The sequence below is a fragment of the Ochrobactrum sp. SSR genome (assembly GCF_030067775.1).
Taxonomy (GTDB): domain Bacteria; phylum Pseudomonadota; class Alphaproteobacteria; order Rhizobiales; family Rhizobiaceae; genus Brucella; species Brucella teleogrylli.
In genome coordinates this window covers 812,363-830,436 of sequence record NZ_CP125969.1, presented here as the reverse complement: position 1 = coordinate 830,436, position 18,074 = coordinate 812,363, and the positions used below count along the sequence as shown (strand labels likewise).

Below are 18,074 nucleotides of genomic sequence, written 5' to 3'. Positions count from 1 at the left end.
GCGATGACCAATGAAACTATCCTGCGCAACGCGCGTATCGTTCTCGCAGACGATGTTATCGACGGATCAATCAAGCTCGTCGACGGTAAAATCGCAGACATTGCCAGCGGTCCGTCAGCGGTCGGCGAGGATATGGAAGGCGACTTCCTGACGCCGGGGCTGATCGAATTGCACACCGATCATCTGGAAGGGCATTATGCACCGCGCCCGAAAGTGCGCTGGAACCCGATTGCCGCCGTGCAGGCGCATGATGCGCAGATTGCTGCTTCCGGCATCACCACCGTATTCGACGCCTTGCGCATAGGTCTGGATGATGATGCGCCAACCGGCATCGATGATATGCTCAAGCTTTCCACGGCAATAGCGGAAGGTCGTGCGGCGGGACGGCTGCGTGCCGACCATTTCCTGCACATGCGTTGCGAAGTTTCCGCGCCGGATTGTCTTTCGGCCTTTGAACGCTTCGGCAGTCATCCGTTGATCAGGCTGGTCTCGCTGATGGATCACGCGCCCGGACAGCGCCAATTCACCAATCTTGACGCCTACAAGGCCTACTTCCTGGGCAAGAACAAGCTGTCGGAAGAAGAGTTTCGGATTTACTGCGAGCGCCGCATCGGCCAGTCGCAGCAATATTCCGCCACGACCCGCAAGGCGATTGCCGATCTGTGCCACGAGCGCGGCGTGATCCTCGCAAGTCATGACGATGCAACGTTGGATCACGTTGCCGAAGCGCGCGAACAGGGCATTCGCGTGGCCGAGTTTCCGACCACTCATGCCGCGGCCAGAGCGTCGAAAGAATCTGGCATGTCGGTGCTGATGGGCGCACCGAATGTGGTTCGCGGTGGCTCGCATTCGGGCAACGTGTCCGCACGCGAGCTGGTTGAAGCCGGGCATCTCGACATCATCTCGTCGGATTATATTCCGGCCAGCATGATGCAGTCGGCATTCTTTCTGGCCGATGTGCTTGATGGAATTTCACTTCCGCAGGCTATTCGTCTGGTTTCGAAGAATCCCGCGCAGGCTGTGGGTCTCGATGATCGCGGCGAAATTGCCGAAGGCAAGCGCGCCGATCTGGTACGCCTTCAGGTGGCCGACCATGTGCCGATTATCAAGACTGTTTGGCGCGAGGGGAAACGTGTTATCTGATCCTGCCGGATGTAATCTTTACCCAACCGGCATCGGCTCTGCTGCGGCAAGGCTAAGCTTGCCGTCATCGGCCACGTTCAACTCGAACTCGCGATAGCTGTTTATGCTGCGATGCGAGGTCTGCGGTGAATGGGGATGCGTTGCCGTGACGACCACCACGCAAGCGCCAGCCGATTCGCCTGCGACGATGCCAGCCGGAGCGTCTTCGAACACCAGACAGCGATGTGGATCGAAACCAAGCTTCTTTGCGCCGAGCTGGAAGCATTCGGGGCTCGGCTTGCCGCGCTCGACATCTTCTGCCGAAACAATGGTTTTCGGCAGCGGCAGTCCGGCTGCCTTGATGCGGCGTCGGGCCAGCTCAAGCGGGGCGGATGTGACAATCGCCCAGCGATCTTCCGGTAGGGCCTTCAGAAAATCGCAGACACCGTCGATCGGAACGATACCATCCAGATCGGCCATTTCAGCTTCCAGCAGGATCGCCGCTTCCTGATCGGGGTCAAGGCCGAGATCAAGGCGGCGAACGGTATCGACTGCGCGTACGCCATGAATGGTCGGCAGAAATGTAACCGGATCGATCCCATGACGCTTGGCCCATTCTCCCCAGACGCGTTCGGTCGCGGCGATGGAACTCAGGATCGTGCCGTCCATGTCAAACAGGAAGGCATCGAAGGTTTTGCCGAAGGGAGAAAGGGAGGTCACGCCGGATTTCCTTGAATGAATGAGAAAAGAATCGGAAGAAATGCTTTAGTACGCGATCATAATGCGCAAATGCGACCAAAGTCACAGTCTTTGGCATATAACGGCGCTGGTTGGCGTTGAACGCGATAAACTCCTATATAGGTGCAAAGCGAAACCCAACCCGCAAAACTTGAACATTTTGCGCAAGTGTGGCTTTTTGCGCCGTTCGAGTGCCAGATTGGGACCTCATTACCTGCAATCGAGCCGATTGTTCTGAAATGCTCCATGAATCGCCTTCTCAGGATTTATGCCTAAATGACTGATGTACCGTCGAAAAATCGCAACTATCCGGACTATCGCTTCGCCGTTGCGCCGATGATCGATTGGTCTGACAGACATTGCAGGTATCTTCACCGGCTCTTTTCGAAGCGCGCTTTGCTTTATACGGAAATGGTTGTGGCGGATGCGGCGATCCATGGTCCGCGCGATCGTCTGCTCGGTTTTGATGCGGCAGAACATCCAATCGCCTTGCAGCTCGGTGGGTCCGATCCGGTGAAGCTTGCAGAAGCGGCAAAGATCGGGATCGGCTTTGGATATGACGAGATCAACCTCAATGTCGGCTGCCCATCGGATCGCGTCCAGTCGGGCACGTTCGGCGCTTGCCTGATGCAGACGCCCGAAGTCGTGGCGCGCTGTGTCGAAGCGATGAAGGCGGCTGTTTCCGTGCCGGTCACGGTCAAGTGTCGTATCGGCGTCGATGATCAGGACCCGGAAGTGGCGCTCGATGCGCTGGTCGATCTGGCGCTTGCCGCAGGCGCCGACGCCTTGTGGGTGCATGCACGCAAGGCGTGGCTGAAAGGGCTGTCACCGAAGGAAAACCGCGAAATTCCGCCGCTGGATTATGATCGTGTCTATCGCCTGCAGCAGCGTCTTGGCGATGTTTTCGTCGGTATCAACGGCGGTATTACCACGCTTGATGAAGCCAAAACGCATCTGGAACAGATGGATGGTGTGATGCTCGGACGCGCTGCCTATCACAATCCCGCTTTGTTGGCTGAAGTGGATGCCCGTCTGTTTGGCGATGAACCTGTCGCGGTTGAAATGGCGGATATTATCGAAGCCATGTGCGACTATACCGACCGGCATATCGCATCAGGTGGCAGGCTTTCCCATGTCAGTCGCCATATGGTGGGCCTGTTCAGCGGCCTGCCGGGCGCGCGCCGCTGGCGTCAGATGTTGTCCACCGACGCGACGAAGCCGGGTGCTACCAGCGCTGTGCTGCGTGAAGCCTATGCTGCTGTAACCGAAGCCAGTGCCGAAGCGGCTTAATCAATCAGGATCAGCTGGTCGCCACGCACCGTGAAACCGCCAAGCGTTTGCAGGAAATTCATACCAAGCAGACTGCCAGTCATGAGGCCTTCCTTGGTGACCATGGCGCGAATATTTTGGCGTTCGATGTCGCCGATTTGCAAATTCGCGATAGTGATGCTGGCGGCGGAAGCGGTGCCATTGGCTGTCATCACTGGCACATTATAGTTGAGCGACGCGGTATCCAGACCCGCGCGCTCCGCGTCTTGCTGTGAGAGCACGACGGAAGATGCGCCCGTATCGACCAGAAAATGCACGCGCGCGCCGTTGACGCGACCATTCACTTCGAAATGGCCATTGGCGGCTTTGGCGAGTGTGACGGTCAGCGACCCTTCGGCGTTTCGTCCGGAAATCGGGCTGCCGGGAATAAGGCCTGCGGTAATTCGGCTGGCAGCATCCTGAAGGTCGTAGCGGTACTGATAGCCTGCAACGAGACCGAGAATAATCACCGCCCAGACCGCCATATTACGTGCGAAATCCGAAAGCTTGATGCCGGAGCCGAGCAGACCGGCGGCGAGAACCACGCCCCATATGCCAAGATAGGCTGCGCGGGCGAAGACATCATTGTCGAGCCCCATCGTGGTGCCGCTGTCATTATTGGACATCAGCAGCAGAGCGACAATTGCGACAGCGGCAATAACGAGCCAGAAGAAACGCCCCATCAGCCTACTTTCTTTTCAATGAGAATTTCATGCCGGTCGGGCAGAAGCGATAGCACCGTGATCTGCTCTTCGGCGCTCATCCGGGACCAGCGCGTGATTTCATCAAGCGTGCGCGCGCAACCGAGACAAAAGCCGGTTTCTGCGTCCATCGTGCATATCAATATGCAGGGTGATTTGATTGTCGCCGTGTTCATGCGTGAAATGTGGTTGCATTACAGGGCCATGACAAGCCCGATCAACACCGCAAGCGACGCGATTTGTTGCGCAGCGCCCAAAGTATCGCCCGTCTGCCCGCCGATTTTCGACATGCACAGCCGGGCGAAACCGACAAGCAGCAGCGTCACAAGAACAAGCGCATTGATGACGGACGGGACGCCGCCTGAAGGGATCAGCCCCGCCGCCAGAATAACGAAACCCAGCGCCGCGCCGCAAACGACCGTTTCCCAACTTGGCGCACCAACGCTGTCCGCAAGCCCGCCGGGGCGGGCGGAGGGCAGGCTATGCCAGAAGGCGAGCATGGCCGAACGGCTCGCCGCTTCGCAGGCGATGAGAGCAAGCAATGCATAGCCGGGGCCTGCGCGCTCTATAATAGCGGCCAGAAGCGAAGCCTTGATGCCCACCCACGTGATGAGCGTGAGGGCGGCAAACGTGCCGATGCGCGAATCCTTCATGATATCGAGCCGACGGTCCGGCGTTGCGCCGCCGAAGAAGCCATCAGCCGTGTCGCCGAGGCCGTCTTCATGCAGCGCGCCGGTCATGGCTGCCAGCGCGCCGATTACGATAAACCCGCAGGCGAGGGCCGGCAGATGCAGTGAATTGGCGACCATCAGCGCGATGCCTGCAAGCAGGCCCAGCACAGCACCGGCAAGCGGGAAGGCGCGTGCATTGCGCAATAGCGAATCGTCCGTGTTTTCAAACCAGCTTCGCGGAAGCGGCAGACGGCTCAGAAAGCCGAGCGACCGGATTGTATCGCCTATGAAACCATTTTTCTGCAAACGACTGCTCCGCAACACTTTATCGCCCAAAGAAGGGTTCGGGGCTCGCGATATTTCGCCTCAAGGGCCATTGGCTCGAAGAGGTGATTTGAAAAATTGTGTCAGTGCTTATAGGACGTGCCAAACAGATTTGCATCTCCCATGATCGATTGGACTGAACGATATGAGCGCCAGTGGCCTTCCTTTTGACGATTTTCGTGAACTGATCCGCAATCTGCCCGGTCCCGATCTGGGTGCGGAAAGGGCCGTGCGCGAGCGCGAGGTAACTCTGACCAAGCCTGCCGGTTCGCTGGGGCGTCTTGAAGACATCGCAGCCTGGCTCGCCGCATGGACCGGAAAGCGCACGCCGCAGATCAACCGCCCGCTGGTCGCGGTGTTTGCTGGCAATCACGGTGTCACGGCAAAGAACATTACGCCATTTCCGTCGAGCGTCACGGCGCAGATGGTTGAGAATTTTGCGGCAGGTGGTGCGGCTATCAACCAGATCTGCATTGCCAATGATCTGGGCCTGAAGGTTTTCGATCTGGCGCTGGAGCATCCGACGGCAGACATCACCGAAGAACCGGCCATGGATGAGCGCACCTGCGCGGCGACCATGGCTTTCGGCATGGAGGCGATTGCCGGCGGCACCGATCTTCTCTGCATCGGTGAAATGGGTATCGGCAACACGACCATTGCGGCGGCTATCGCGCTCGCTTTGTTTGGTGGCACGGCGGAAGACTGGGTGGGGCCGGGCACAGGTTCTACGGGTGATCTGTTGCAGCGCAAACTTGCAGCCGTTCGTCAGGCGGTTGCGTTGCATCAGGCGCATCTGAAAGATCCGCTTGAAGTGCTGCGCCGCCTCGGCGGGCGTGAAATTGCAGCCATGGCAGGCGCCATTCTGGCCGCTCGCATGGAAAAAATCCCGGTCATTATCGACGGTTTCGTCGCCTCTTCGGCTGCGGCGATACTCTATGCGGCAAATCCGGAAGCAATCGATCACTGCCTGTTCGGCCACGTGTCGGCTGAGCCGGGGCATCGTCTGCTGCTGGCAAAGCTTGGCAAGGAGCCGCTACTCGATCTCGGCATGCGTTTGGGTGAAGGCACCGGTGCCGCACTCGCCGCCAGCATCGTCAAGGCGGCGGCACAATGCCATAGCGGCATGGCAACCTTCGAGCAGGCCGGTGTAGCCTCCGCGAAGCACTAACAACAACAAAAAAGCCCGGCGCTGCCGGGCTTTTCATTTTCATTTCAAAGACTGGGAGGTCAATTATTTTCCTTATCCAGCACCATGTAGTCGAGCGGCAGCTCGGTCGTGTACTTGATTTGCTCCATCGCGAAGGATGACGACACGTCGCGGATTTCGATCTTGCTGATCAGGCGCTTGTAGAAGGCGTCATAGGCCGCAATATCCGGTACAGCGACACGCAGAAGATAATCGACATCGCCGCTCATGCGGTAGAATTCGATAACCTCAGGGAATTCCTGCACCACTTCCGAGAAGCGCTTCAGCCATTCATGGCTGTGCGAGCTGGTGCGCACCGATACGAACACCGTTACACGCGCATTGACGCGGATCGGATCGAGGATCGCCACACGGCGCTTGATGACACCATCTTCTTCAAGCTTCTGGATACGACGCCAGCAAGGCGTTGTGGAAAGGCCAACCTTCTTGGCAACGTCTGCCACTGCCAATGTTGCGTCTTCCTGCAATAAGCGCAGTATTTTTCTGTCGAGCCTGTCCATGCGTTTCCGTTCCCGGTTTTAGAAATCGTTTCCCGAACTTTACGAGTGTGCGAAACGTCATACCTTATGATGTGCTATCGGCAGAAGTTACAGGAAAAATATTCTTATGAGAACCAATCCAGTAAAATTTATTTATCGTCGTGGATGAGGCTTCGCACTTTTGCCTGAACAATAGGCACAACCTCTTCATCGAACCATGGATTGCGTTTCAGCCAGCCGCTGTTTCGCCAGGAAGGATGAGGCAGCGGAAGCACGATCCGTCCTGCCTTGTTGGGCGTTTCAATGAAGTGACGCCAGTTCTTCACTGTTTCGGTCAGGTTGCGTCCGCGATAGTCGGGCAAGTGGTAGGCCAGCGCATATTGCCCCACCACCAGAACGAACTCCAATTGCGGCATGGAAGCGAAGACCCGGTCATGCCAAGTCATACGGCATTCGCGGCGCGGGGGCAGGTCGCCGCCATGCTTGTTATAGCCGGGAAAGCAGAAGCCCATGGGAACGATGGCAAACCGGGCCGGATCATAAAACTCCTCACGGGTCGTTCCAAGCCATTGCCGCAGGCGGTCGCCGGAAGGATCGTTAAAGGGCAGGGACGTATTGTGCACGCGGATACCCGGTGCCTGACCGCAGATCGCGACACGCGCCGTATTGGAGACAAAACAGACAGGATTGGGCTCATGTGGCAGCGGTGGCTGAAACAGCGGCTCATCGCGGCAGATGCGGCAGGCTTTGATCGATTGGCTGAGCGTGATCAGGTCTTCCACGAAGCTTCGCTCCGGATTTCGGGATGTCGTCATTGGAAACGGTCGATGAAGGCGGCGATACGCTCCTTAATATAGTAAACGAAAGCGTCGATACTATTGCGGTCCAGCGATGAGGTCTCGCTCCCCGTCTGCGCATCCTTATCCTCGCGCGGATTTTCCTTCCGCCATGACGAGGGCTTCTCGAAACGCCCTGCCCACATGCCGCGGCTGTTGCGGCGGGCGTCTGTTTCCTCGCGGTCATAATCGCCATAGGCAAGCGCCCAACCCTGCTGCACCATCCAGCCATTGAGGTCGGTTTCTCCGAGATAACAACGCGCCAGGTCGCGGCCATAACGGTCAAAGCCCTCGGTCTCGCAGCGAATCGTTGCCCTTCCGATTCTTGCCCGCAAGAAATTGCGAGCTTCCTTGCCGCAATCGTAACTATTGCCGTTTCGCTCGCAGCTCTGTGTCATCTCCGGTGCGTCGATACCCTTCAGGCGAATATGCACCTTGTTTATGATCACCGTATCCCCATCTATGACATAGACCGACCCATCGCGCGTTTCGGTCGGGCGCTTTTCATTCGGCAAGTATGAAATGCCGATAACGATAGCTGAAAAGAACAATAAAGTCAGTATGATGCTGCGAAGACCTCCCATTCCGCTTTTGCGGGTGCCGGAGTTGTTTCGCCTATTGGGGCGCCGATAGGGGCGTCTGTAATTGCGCATGGGATCCGGTTGGTTGCAATCGTCGGTGTCATAGGCGTTCTATTTTATGCGGCCCTCAGACGGAAACAATCGTCAGCGTTCTGTTTCATGGGGAGCATATTCAAAGGGATCAACAACAATCGGTTTGTTGTCAAACGGCAACAGTCTTTACCGTTACTTTAGGTTAGAAAGAACTACGGTCATTTTTGCCTATTTCCCGCCACAAAGGGACATCATCCGTCAAGGAAAGGCAAAAGCCGTCAAACAATCTGGAGCGAAGGCTCCCGCAGGATTAGGCAGGAATGAGCAAGAGCGCGTTGTTGCAGAGCACACCGATTGCAAGCAAGGGAAACCTTGCCGCCGCCGCTCCGATTCCTTCCAATGATGGTAAGGCTTTTTTCGGCCAAGATCGGGTCTCAGTCTTGACGAAAAGCGTGGCTATTCTGCGTGTAATGAAATCTTTCTCCACGATTTGTGCCAACTATTGTGAAAGACCGGCGTGTGATGCGTAGTCGTAGTTTTTCATATCCTGTTATCGCCATGGCTGTTGGTTTGGCCATCGCCTGCAACAGTGCCTTTGCTTTTGATCTGAACGACGATTCTGAAAAGTCGCGCAGCCCGTTTGAACTCTTCAAGTTCGGCTTCTCCGCCTATAAGAACGGCCACAAGGACGAGGCGATCAAGGCGCTGCGTTATGCCGCCGAGCGTGGTCATCAGGGTGCAAAGTGGAAACTGGCGCGCATGTATGCGGATGGCGACGGCGTGGCGGAAAACGATTACGAAGCCTACAAGATTTTCGAAAAGATCGTGCGTGAGGGGTCCGAACCGGGTTCCGAGAACGATTCCTATGTCGCTGACGCGCTGGTCGCGCTGGCCGGCTATGTGAAACGCGGCATTCCGGGTTCGCCGGTACGCGCCAATCTTGGTGTCGCCCGCGATCTTTACGTGCAAGCTGCATCGAATTTCGGTGACTCTGCCGCCCAGTTTGAACTTGGCAAGATGCTTCTGTCCGGTGAGGGCGGAGAGCGCAATTCGGTTCAGGCTGCGCGCTGGTTCCAGCTGGCTGCGAATAAAGGCAATGTCAGCGCTCAGGCCATGCTTGGAAACATGCTGTTTCAGGCGGGCAAGACCGTGCGCGGGCTGGCTTTCATGACGGCTGCCTCTGAGCGTTGCGCCGCCGAGGATTGCACCTGGATCCGCGAAATGCAGGAACAGGCTTTCTCAATTGTCGGTGAAGCTGATCGCCGGAATGCTGTGGCTCTTGCGAGCGATATGACGACCAAAGGGTCGTTCTGACACTACAGTTGCAAATTCGTGATGCCGGTCTGTAAAGAGCAATTTTCTGCGCTCCGGTGCTCGAAAATCACTCTTTTCGCCACGGCCTGACGAATTTGCAACTGTAGTGCTAAGCTTCCAGTGTCTTAAACCGACAGCGTGACCGTTACCGGCACGTGGTCAGATGGCTTTTCCCAGCCGCGAACGTGTTTTTCAATATCGGTCGATACGAAACGATTGGCCGCTTCCGGCGAGAGCATCAGATGATCGATGCGAATGCCGTTGTTTTTCTGCCAGGCACCGGCCTGATAATCCCAGAATGAATAGATGCCGTCATCGTCGGTCGCCGCTCGAATAGCGTCGGTGAAACCGAGATTTTCGAGCTTGCGAAACGCTTGCCGTGATTGCGGCTGAAACAGAGCGTCGCCAAGCCATGCCTCCGGGTTTCTCGCGTCTTGCGGCTCGGGGATGACGTTATAGTCGCCAGCCAGCACAAGCGGTTCCTCAAGCGCCAGACGATCCTTCGCCCAGGCTTCCAGACGCCGCATCCACGAAAGCTTGTAGGGAAATTTCTCGGTATCGATTGGATTGCCGTTCGGCAGATAGAGTGAGACGACGCGGATGACGCCTTTATCGGTCGAGTAGACGCCTTCGATGAAACGCGCCTGTTCGTCGCTGTCATCGCCGGGCAGGCCGCGATTGACCTCATCGGGTGACTTCTTGGAGAGAAGTGCGACGCCGTTGAAACCTTTCTGGCCATGGGTCTCGACGTGATAGCCAAGCGCCTCAAGCTCAAGGCGGGGGAACTGCTCGTCCACCGACTTGATTTCCTGCAGGCAGGCAATATCGGGCGAAGACTCCTTCAACCAATGCTGAAGGTTCTCGATGCGGGCCTTGACGCCGTTGATGTTCCACGTAGCAATCTTCATGGCTCAATGATTAGGCGCTTGAAAGGGTGAGGGCAAGCACGGCGCAGGCCTCATCACAGAAATTGCAGCCAAGTGCATATTTCGATGCCGGTTGTATTTGTATTGTCGCCATCGCGTTCCTATCTCGGACTCAATGGAGCCAGACAGGAGATGACGATGTTCGACGCCAAGAAACTTCTCGACCAGTTTTTGGGATCGCAAATACCAGGCATGTCGGGGAGCGTGAAGGACAGAGCCGGGCAGGTGGGTGATCTGGCCAAGAAGAACCCGCTTGCGACTGGCGCTATCGCCGCTGCGGTTCTTGGCACCAAGACGGGCCGCAAGCTGGCAGGCAATGTCGCCACTGTTGGCGGGATTGCGGCCATCGCCGGTCTCGGCTATCTGGCCTATAAGAACTACAAGTCCGGTCAATCGCCGCAAACGGTGGAACAGCCGGTGGCAAAGGAGCAGGAACTGCTTCCGCCGCCGCCCGCCGATTCTCCTTTTCACCCGCATTCGCCAGCCATGAGCAACAGTTTTGCCCTGACGCTGATCCAGGCCATGATCGCCGCCGCCAAGGCAGACGGCCATATCGACGACGCGGAGCGCGCGCGCATCATGGAAAAGCTTCAGATTTCGGGGCTTGATGACGATGCGGAAGCTTTTTTCCAGAAAGAACTGGCAGAGCCCGTCGATCTCGACGCACTGGTCGCCGCCGCACAAACAGAAGAGCAGAAGGTGGAGCTTTACACCGCCTCGCGTTTGACCATCGATCCCGATAGCCGGGCGGAGCGTGGCTATCTCGATATGCTGGCTGGACGTCTTGGTCTGCCCGACGCGCTGGTGGACCATATCGATGCGACGGTCGCTTCGGTGAAAGTCTGACAAAACAAAACCGGCTGCCACGAGGCAGCCGGTTTATTTTTATGCGGTGCGTTCTGGACCGTCTAAATCGCGAAGCTTGTGCCACAACCGCAAGAGGCGGTCGCATTCGGATTGCGGATCTGGAACGATTGTCCCATCAGATCGTCAACGAAATCGATTTCCGAGCCGTCCATATAAGGAACCGAGATCGAATCGATCAGCACCTTCGCGCCGAGCTTTTCGATGACGATGTCGTCGTCGGTCTGTTCGTCGACGAGATCGTATTTGTAGGAAAAACCGGAGCAGCCGCCACCCTCGACAGAAACGCGCAGCGCGGTCTTGTCCGGTTCGGAATTGAGAATTTTAGCGATCCGCTTTGCGGCGGAATCGGAAACGGTAATGCCTGTCATCGGTCTCATCCGTTTGCAGTTGCTGGGCTGGAGCGTGATTTTCCCCTGCTGCCCATTATCGCAGACTTGCCTTCATATTCCTCTGATAGCTATGAACGCTACCGATAGAAGTCAATGTTTGGTGTAATCATATTACAGTGAAGGATGCATCGCAATGTCGCTGGAAGGAATAGGCTTTGGTTATCGCGAACGCGCGCCCTATGCCTGCGATCCGGCCTCAAGCCGTGGACGACTGGTGCCGGAACTGGAAAGCCCGACGCGCACACCGTTTCAGCGTGATCGCGACCGCATCATCCATTCCACCGCTTTCCGTCGCCTGAAGCACAAGACGCAGGTTTTTATTGCGCATGAGGGCGATCATTACCGCACGCGGCTGACGCATACGATTGAAGTGGCGCAGATTGCGCGCGCGCTGGCCCGTGCGTTGCGGCTGGATGAAGACCTCGCCGAAGCGGTCGCACTCGTACATGATTTCGGCCATACGCCCTTTGGCCATACCGGCGAGGACGCGCTCAACGAGCGCATGAAGGATTATGGCGGCTTCGATCACAATGCCCAGTCTCTGCGCATCGTCACCAAGCTTGAGCATCGTTATGCGGATTTCGACGGTCTCAACCTGTCTTGGGAGACGCTGGAAGGTCTGGTGAAGCATAATGGTCCGCTGGTCGGGCCGCATGCTGTGCATTCGGATGAGCCAGTGCCGCAGCCAATTCTGGACTTCAACGAACGCTACGATCTCGAATTGGGCCGTTTTGCCAGCCTGGAGGCACAATGCGCGGCGATTGCCGACGACATCGCCTATAATGCCCATGATATTGATGACGGCCTGCGCGCGGGCCTGCTGACGCTCGACGCGCTGGACGAAGTGCCCCTGACGAAGCGGCTGCTTGATGTGGTGCGCGGACGCTATCCCAATCTCGATGCGGTGCGCACCGGCCACGAACTGGTCCGCAGGCAGATCACCATCATGGTTGAGGATGTGATTGCCGAGGCGCAGCGTCGCCTTGCTGTCGCGCAGCCGCAAAGCCTTACCGATATTCATAACCAGTCCCGGTCGCTGGTGGCGTTTTCGCCGACGATGCGTGACGAGGAAAAAGTGCTGAAGCGGTTTTTGTTCAAGAACCTCTATTTTCATGACAGCGTGGTGGTGCGTCGGCAGGCGGCGGACAAAATTGTGCAGGACCTTTTCGATGCCTGTTTTGCCGATCCGTCGATCATGCCGCCCGAGTGGCAATCGGGCTGCGAAACGCTGGATATCCCGTCACGCGCGCGCCGTGTGGCCGACTATCTGGCGGGGATGACTGACAATTTTGCCGTGCGCGAACACCGACGATTGTTTGACCATACCCCCGATTTAGCTTAATCGGGGCCAAACGAAGTGCTGGCGAGGCTGAAAAGGCCCCTGCAACACAACTACCTAATCGAACGAGCCGACTCCGGAATACGCAAATCACGACACCGGACGACAGCCTGACAGGACAGACCATGAATATCTTCGCAGATTTCGACGCACGTATCAAAAAGACGTTGCAAGATATTGATCTGAAACCGAAAGATGGCGGTGAACTCGATCTTTCGCGCGTTGGTGTCGAGCCGCCGCGCGATGCGACCCATGGCGATATAGCGACCAATGCGGCCATGGTTCTTTCCAAGGCCGTGGGGCAGAATCCGCGCGAACTTGCGGTGCGTATCGCCGAAGCCTTGAAGAACGACGAGGATGTTGAAACGGTCGATGTTGCAGGTCCGGGCTTCATCAATCTGCGTCTGAAGGCCAGCTACTGGCAGCGCGAGCTTGCCGCGATGCTCAATGAAGGCACGGATTTCGGTCGCTCCAAGCTTGGCGCGGGCAATAAGGTCAATGTCGAATATGTTTCGGCAAACCCGACCGGCCCGATGCATGTCGGTCACTGCCGGGGCGCCGTCGTCGGCGACGTGCTGGCCAACCTGCTGAAATTTGCGGGCTATGACGTCGTCAAGGAATATTACATCAACGATGCGGGCTCGCAGATCGACGTGCTCGCAAACTCCGTCATGCTGCGTTATCGCGAAGCACTGGGCGAAATCATCGGTGAAATTCCGGCAGGTCTCTATCCGGGCGATTATCTCGTGCCGGTGGGGCAGGCGCTTGCCAAGGAATATGGCACCAAGCTTCTGGAAATGCCGGAGACGGAAGCACTGGCTATCGTCAAGGAAACCACGATCAATGCCATGATGGCGATGATCCGCGCCGATCTGGAAGCGTTGAACGTCCATCATGATGTGTTCTATTCCGAACGCCAGTTGCATGCTGACCATGCGCGAGCGATTCGCAATGCGATCAACGATCTGACGCTGAAAGGCCACGTCTATAAGGGCAAGATTCCGCCCCCGAAGGGTCAGCTACCGGAAGATTGGGAAGATCGCGAGCAGACCCTGTTCCGCTCGACCGAAGTGGGTGACGATATCGATCGTCCGCTGATGAAGTCTGACGGCTCCTTCACCTATTTTGCGGCGGACGTTGCCTATTTCAAGGACAAATACGACCGCGGCTTCAACGAGATGATCTATGTGCTGGGCGCCGATCATGGCGGCTATGTGAAGCGTCTTGAAGCTGTCGCGCGTGCTGTTTCCGACGGCAAGGCAAAGCTCACGGTGCTGATCTGCCAGTTGGTGAAACTCTACCGTAACGGCGAACCGGTGCGCATGTCGAAGCGTTCGGGCGAATTCATCACCCTGCGTGATGTCGTGGACGAAGTGGGCCGTGATCCGGTGCGTTTCATGATGCTTTACCGGAAAAACGATGCCTCGCTCGATTTCGATTTTGCGAAGGTGACGGAACAGTCCAAGGACAATCCGGTGTTCTACGTGCAGTATGCATCGGCGCGTTCGCACTCGGTTTTCCGTCAGGCTGCCGACCAGTTGGGTCTCGCTGATCTGGATCGTGTGGCGATGGCTGCCCAGTTCGACAAGCTGACCGACGAGAGCGAAATCGCACTCGTCCGCAAGCTTGCAGAATATCCGCGTTTGATCGAAGCAGCGGCGATCCATCAGGAGCCGCATCGTCTTGCTTTTTATCTGTTTGATCTTGCCAGCGCGTTCCATTCGCAATGGAATAAGGGCACAGAGAACCCGGACTTACGTTTTATTAAGGTTAACGATCCAGACTTGTCATTAGCCAGGCTAGGGCTGGTACAGGTTGTTTCCGATGTGCTGACGTCAGGTTTGACGATCATCGGGGCTGATGCTCCGACGGAAATGCGCTAGGACTGATCGACTGATCGAGGGTTCGTTAAGTCAAACGAAGCTTTCGGGTGCAGACGATTAAGTCTAACGAGAAAGGACCGGGATGAACCGAAGGTGTTGGTTTATCCCGTTCTGGTCTTTCGGTGCAGGAAACTACCGTCAACTTTTGCCCACATTGCCTCGCTAATAAGCAATGTAAGGTGACGTCTTGCGGCGTCCAGGGTTTGAGTTAGGAACACACCATGACGGACAGCAGTGCAAATCCCCGTAATTACGGCGAGCGTCCGCTGCACGAAGACGATCCGCTGATGGAACTGTCGCGAATCGTGGACTTTGGCGCGCCTCAAGGTGATCATTCCGCTAGGAACGAGCGCCGATCGCAAGATGAACTGGCGCGTGAGCGCGCGGAGCCTGACTTCGATGCGTCGCTTGACCTTGAGCGCGAGCTTCTCGGCGACTTCGACGATTACGCACCGGCGGCCAGCCAGAGCCAGCCTGTGGAGCCCGAGGCCGAGGCCGCTCAGGAGCAGCGCTACAGCGCGCAGTATTATCGCGGTGCCGAACCGCTGGTGCATGAAGACGAACTTGCTTCGGCTCTTGAGGAAGAACTCGACCTGCATCTGGATAGCGGTGCATCCGTTCTTGCGCCTGAACTGGACGACTTCGAAGATATCGAACGGACTGAACCCGTTCAGCAGTTCGATTATGCCGATTATTCGAGCGCCCGCGATTCGTATGGCGATCCTTATGCGGCGCAGAACTCGGCCTATGATAATCGCGAATCGCTGGATAGTGCGCGTGGAAGCCATGCGACCGAAGCCGGTGCATTTGATCCGACGATTTATCAGCCGGCTATCGAGCCGCACGAAGAATCCTATTTGACCCAGACTGCGCAAAGCCGCGACTGGGAAGTGCAGGCCGTTGAGCCTGCTACGCCGTCTTATGATGTCGAGCCTGCGCATCAGTCCTTGTCGCTTGAGGACGAACTGGAAAACCTGCTGTTCGGTGATGAGCCACAGCCCCAATCCGCAAATGACAGCGCTTATGGCTACCAGCCGGAGCCGGTATCCTATGCTCCGCAGACCCCAGCTTACGAGCCGGAACAGGCCGTGTCCTACGCGTCCGCGCAGGATCATGCCTATGCGGGCGAGGAAGCAGCCGAGCCTGCATTTGACGATCTCGAGCTCGACGAACTGCAACTGGATGAGCAGACCTTTGAAGAACCGCATCAGCCGGTAGCTGCCGCGCCGGTGCACGAAGCTGTCGCGCGCACGGAGCCATCCGGTTATCCCTATTACACCCGTGGCAACTTTGCTTCAGGCATTGCTGCGCAAATGCCAGTGACGGCAGCGCAGCCGGTTGGTCAGGCGGAAGCGCCTTACGCCGCCTTCACGGGTTCGGAACAAGCTTCGAACGAAGTTGCAGCGCAAGACGACGATTTTTCGTTCGATGATGATTTCTCCTTCGACGCACCAGCTTTCTCCGCAGCGACCGCAGCGGAAGGCACCGATGACGATCTGTCCGACCTTGATGAGCTGAGCCTGACCGAAGACGATTTCGGTTTCGAGCCTTCGGGTGATTATTCCGAATCGGAACCGCTCAAGGCGACCGATGAAGAACTGCTTGGCGGTGATGATTTCTTCAACGAAGACGATCTTGATCTGGGCGGCGTTGAAAACAGTGCAGCCGCGCCCGCCTATGCGCATGCGGTGCTGTCGGACGAGGATTATCGTCCGTCCACATCGATGCCGCATTTTGCCAGCGCGCAGCAGGCTGCCAGCGCACCCGCGCCGGATGTGGAAACGCTGAGCGTTGCCGAAAACAAGGTTGAGCAGACCCATTCGCTGGATCTGCCGGAAGTTAATTACGGTGAAGAGGAAACCGCTGCCGGTCTTGGTGATCTCGAAGCTGAATTTGCCGAGGTCTTCAATACGGTTGGCGTCGATGAGCTGAACACCCCATCGGAAGCGCAGAGCGAAGCCGACAAAGCCTTTGAGGATATTTTCCGCGAAAGCGCATCCAGCTATCTGCCGAACGCCGGTGTTGCCGCAGGTGCTGCCGCGGCGGGCCTTGGCGCTGCCGTTGCCGCATCCGCTGCCTCCTATGGCCGTGCGCAGCCGCGCCAGACTGGCCAGTACAATGCAGGCGAGCAAGCTGGCAGCGAGGATGATTTCTACAATCACTGGGCTGCTCAGGGCGCACAGACCGTTGAAGGTGGTGACTATGGCGCGCGTGCCGCCATGCAGCCGGAAGACGATCTTGGCAAGGCGTCGGAAGCCTATCGCAACCGTCCGGTACGCGGTCGTCGCGGCCTGATTCTGGCAAGTGTTGCCGGTGCAGTCGTGTTGCTCGGCGGTATCGGATATCACTTCATGGGCGGCGGCTCGGAAGAGCCGGTCGTCATTCGTGCCGACACGCAGCCGATCAAGATGCAGCCGGAAAACCCAGGTGGCGCAACGGTGCCGAACCAGGACAAGGCGGTCTATGACCGTGTGGCAGGCACCTTGCCGAACAATCCGGAACAGAAATCACTGATCACCTCAGGCGAGGAGCCGGTTGATATTTCCGGCACGGACGACAATGAAGCCATGACCGATACGCCGGATTTGTCGGCTGAAAACAGTCAGGCCAATACCGGTAATCAGAACGCGCAGGAAAATGCGCCTTTGATCCAGCCGCGCGAAGTTGAAACGATGATCGTTCGCCCGGATGGTACGATCATGCAGCCGGATTCGCCCGCACCGCAGACGGCCAACAACACCCCCCAGCCTTCGGAACAGCCTTCCGCTCCGGTGGGTGGTGACGAAATCGCGGCAATTGCTTCGGGCAACTCCGTGCCGGAATCTTCGGCACCTGCGCCGCAGCAGGCCCCGCAGCCCGCCGCGCCAGCCCCTGTTGCTCAGGCGCCGGTTGCAGAAACGCCGCGCCTTCCAGCTCGCGCTCCGGTTGTCCCGTCGCGCCCGGCTGAACAGCCGGTCAATATCGTGGGCAATGTTCCGCAGCGCACGCAGACACAAGCGCCTGCCGCTGCTGCTCCGGCGGCCAATCAGCAGGTTGCATCGGCAGCCGGTGCCGGTGGATATTTCATCCAGATCGCATCACAGCCTTCTGCCGAACTGGCGCAGAAGTCCTATTCCAACATGGCGCAGAAATACGCCAATGTGATCGGCGGACGCGGCGTGGATATCAAGCGCGCCGACATTCCGGGCAAGGGCACCTACTACCGTGTCCGCGTTCAGGCGGGTTCGCGTGACGATGCCAACGCGCTCTGCGGACGGTTGAAGTCGGCTGGGGGCAGCTGCCTTGTAACGCGGTAAGCCACGGCAATAGACAGGAACAGGGCGGCTTGAGGCCGCCCTTTTCATATGCACTATCAA

The 18,074-nt window shown here is 57.4% G+C and carries 17 protein-coding genes; 8 read left to right on the top strand and 9 right to left on the bottom strand.

Features of this window, described 5'->3' with window-relative positions; translation table 11 throughout:
• Window positions 1-3: 3 nt before the first annotated feature.
• The gene (locus QLQ11_RS03935; protein ID WP_121535922.1) at window positions 4-1,143 is read left to right on the top strand and encodes an alpha-D-ribose 1-methylphosphonate 5-triphosphate diphosphatase; all 1,140 of its coding nucleotides are present in this window, start codon (window positions 4-6) and stop codon (window positions 1,141-1,143) included.
• Window positions 1,144-1,161: 18 nt separating this feature from the next.
• On the opposite strand, the gene QLQ11_RS03930 is transcribed toward QLQ11_RS03935, so the two are convergent.
• Window positions 1,162-1,842 (bottom strand): HAD family hydrolase, encoded by a 681-nt coding sequence (locus QLQ11_RS03930; protein ID WP_121535925.1) that lies wholly within the window; start codon window positions 1,840-1,842, stop codon window positions 1,162-1,164.
• Between the two features lie 294 nt (window positions 1,843-2,136).
• Here QLQ11_RS03930 and dusA point away from each other — a divergent pair, with 294 nt between their 5' ends.
• Entirely contained in the window at window positions 2,137-3,150 is a 1,014-nt protein-coding gene (gene dusA / locus QLQ11_RS03925) for a tRNA dihydrouridine(20/20a) synthase DusA (protein WP_121535928.1), read from the top strand.
• On the opposite strand, the gene QLQ11_RS03920 is transcribed toward dusA, so the two are convergent.
• Genes QLQ11_RS03920 through QLQ11_RS03910 form a run of 3 tightly spaced genes read right to left on the bottom strand, consistent with a single transcriptional unit; the run spans window position 3,147 to window position 4,846 of the window.
• Complete coding sequence (locus QLQ11_RS03920) at window positions 3,147-3,851, bottom strand: TIGR02281 family clan AA aspartic protease (RefSeq protein ID WP_121535931.1); 705 nt, start codon at window positions 3,849-3,851, stop codon at window positions 3,147-3,149. The genes dusA and QLQ11_RS03920 overlap by 4 nt on opposite strands.
• Entirely contained in the window at window positions 3,851-4,045 is a 195-nt protein-coding gene (locus tag QLQ11_RS03915; protein ID WP_121535934.1) for a DUF1289 domain-containing protein, read from the bottom strand. The genes QLQ11_RS03920 and QLQ11_RS03915 overlap by 1 nt, the downstream gene beginning before the upstream one ends.
• Window positions 4,046-4,063: 18 nt before the next feature.
• Window positions 4,064-4,846, bottom strand: a complete 783-nt coding sequence (locus QLQ11_RS03910; protein ID WP_121535937.1) for an adenosylcobinamide-GDP ribazoletransferase — start codon at window positions 4,844-4,846, stop codon at window positions 4,064-4,066.
• Between the two features lie 163 nt (window positions 4,847-5,009).
• Between QLQ11_RS03910 and cobT the strand changes: the two genes are divergently transcribed.
• Window positions 5,010-6,032 (top strand): nicotinate-nucleotide--dimethylbenzimidazole phosphoribosyltransferase, encoded by a 1,023-nt coding sequence (gene cobT, locus QLQ11_RS03905; protein ID WP_078338479.1) that lies wholly within the window; start codon window positions 5,010-5,012, stop codon window positions 6,030-6,032.
• A gap of 59 nt (window positions 6,033-6,091) precedes the next feature.
• Here the strand turns inward: cobT and QLQ11_RS03900 are convergent, their stop codons facing one another.
• The 3 genes from QLQ11_RS03900 to QLQ11_RS03890 form a co-directional block, all read right to left on the bottom strand.
• On the bottom strand, window positions 6,092-6,571 hold the full coding sequence (locus tag QLQ11_RS03900; RefSeq protein ID WP_078338480.1) for an Lrp/AsnC family transcriptional regulator: 480 nt from the start codon (window positions 6,569-6,571) through the stop codon (window positions 6,092-6,094).
• A gap of 128 nt (window positions 6,572-6,699) precedes the next feature.
• The gene (locus QLQ11_RS03895) at window positions 6,700-7,365 is read right to left on the bottom strand and encodes a uracil-DNA glycosylase family protein (protein ID WP_121535940.1); all 666 of its coding nucleotides are present in this window, start codon (window positions 7,363-7,365) and stop codon (window positions 6,700-6,702) included.
• A complete protein-coding gene (locus QLQ11_RS03890) occupies window positions 7,362-7,970 on the bottom strand; it encodes a thermonuclease family protein (RefSeq protein WP_283735835.1) in 609 nt (202 codons plus the stop codon). The genes QLQ11_RS03895 and QLQ11_RS03890 overlap by 4 nt, the downstream gene beginning before the upstream one ends.
• 552 nt (window positions 7,971-8,522) lie before the next feature.
• Here QLQ11_RS03890 and QLQ11_RS03885 point away from each other — a divergent pair.
• A complete protein-coding gene (locus QLQ11_RS03885; RefSeq protein WP_109368851.1) occupies window positions 8,523-9,314 on the top strand; it encodes a tetratricopeptide repeat protein in 792 nt (263 codons plus the stop codon).
• A 125-nt stretch (window positions 9,315-9,439) separates the two neighbouring features.
• Here QLQ11_RS03885 and xth read toward each other — a convergent pair whose 3' ends face one another.
• Complete coding sequence (gene xth / locus QLQ11_RS03880) at window positions 9,440-10,222, bottom strand: exodeoxyribonuclease III (protein WP_121535946.1); 783 nt, start codon at window positions 10,220-10,222, stop codon at window positions 9,440-9,442.
• A gap of 156 nt (window positions 10,223-10,378) precedes the next feature.
• Here xth and QLQ11_RS03875 point away from each other — a divergent pair, with 156 nt between their 5' ends.
• Window positions 10,379-11,086: a tellurite resistance TerB family protein gene (locus tag QLQ11_RS03875; protein WP_121535949.1), complete on the top strand. Its 708-nt coding sequence runs from the start codon at window positions 10,379-10,381 to the stop codon at window positions 11,084-11,086.
• Between the two features lie 62 nt (window positions 11,087-11,148).
• Here the strand turns inward: QLQ11_RS03875 and erpA are convergent, their stop codons facing one another.
• Window positions 11,149-11,475: an iron-sulfur cluster insertion protein ErpA gene (erpA, locus tag QLQ11_RS03870; RefSeq protein ID WP_078338486.1), complete on the bottom strand. Its 327-nt coding sequence runs from the start codon at window positions 11,473-11,475 to the stop codon at window positions 11,149-11,151.
• A gap of 154 nt (window positions 11,476-11,629) precedes the next feature.
• Between erpA and QLQ11_RS03865 the strand changes: the two genes are divergently transcribed.
• The 3 genes from QLQ11_RS03865 (at window position 11,630) to QLQ11_RS03855 (ending at window position 18,014) form a co-directional block, all read left to right on the top strand.
• A complete protein-coding gene (locus tag QLQ11_RS03865) occupies window positions 11,630-12,838 on the top strand; it encodes a deoxyguanosinetriphosphate triphosphohydrolase (RefSeq protein ID WP_121535952.1) in 1,209 nt (402 codons plus the stop codon).
• Window positions 12,839-12,960: 122 nt separating this feature from the next.
• Complete coding sequence (argS, locus tag QLQ11_RS03860) at window positions 12,961-14,718, top strand: arginine--tRNA ligase (RefSeq protein WP_121535955.1); 1,758 nt, start codon at window positions 12,961-12,963, stop codon at window positions 14,716-14,718.
• 221 nt (window positions 14,719-14,939) lie between these two features.
• Complete coding sequence (locus QLQ11_RS03855; protein ID WP_283735836.1) at window positions 14,940-18,014, top strand: SPOR domain-containing protein; 3,075 nt, start codon at window positions 14,940-14,942, stop codon at window positions 18,012-18,014.
• Window positions 18,015-18,074: the final 60 nt, after the last annotated feature.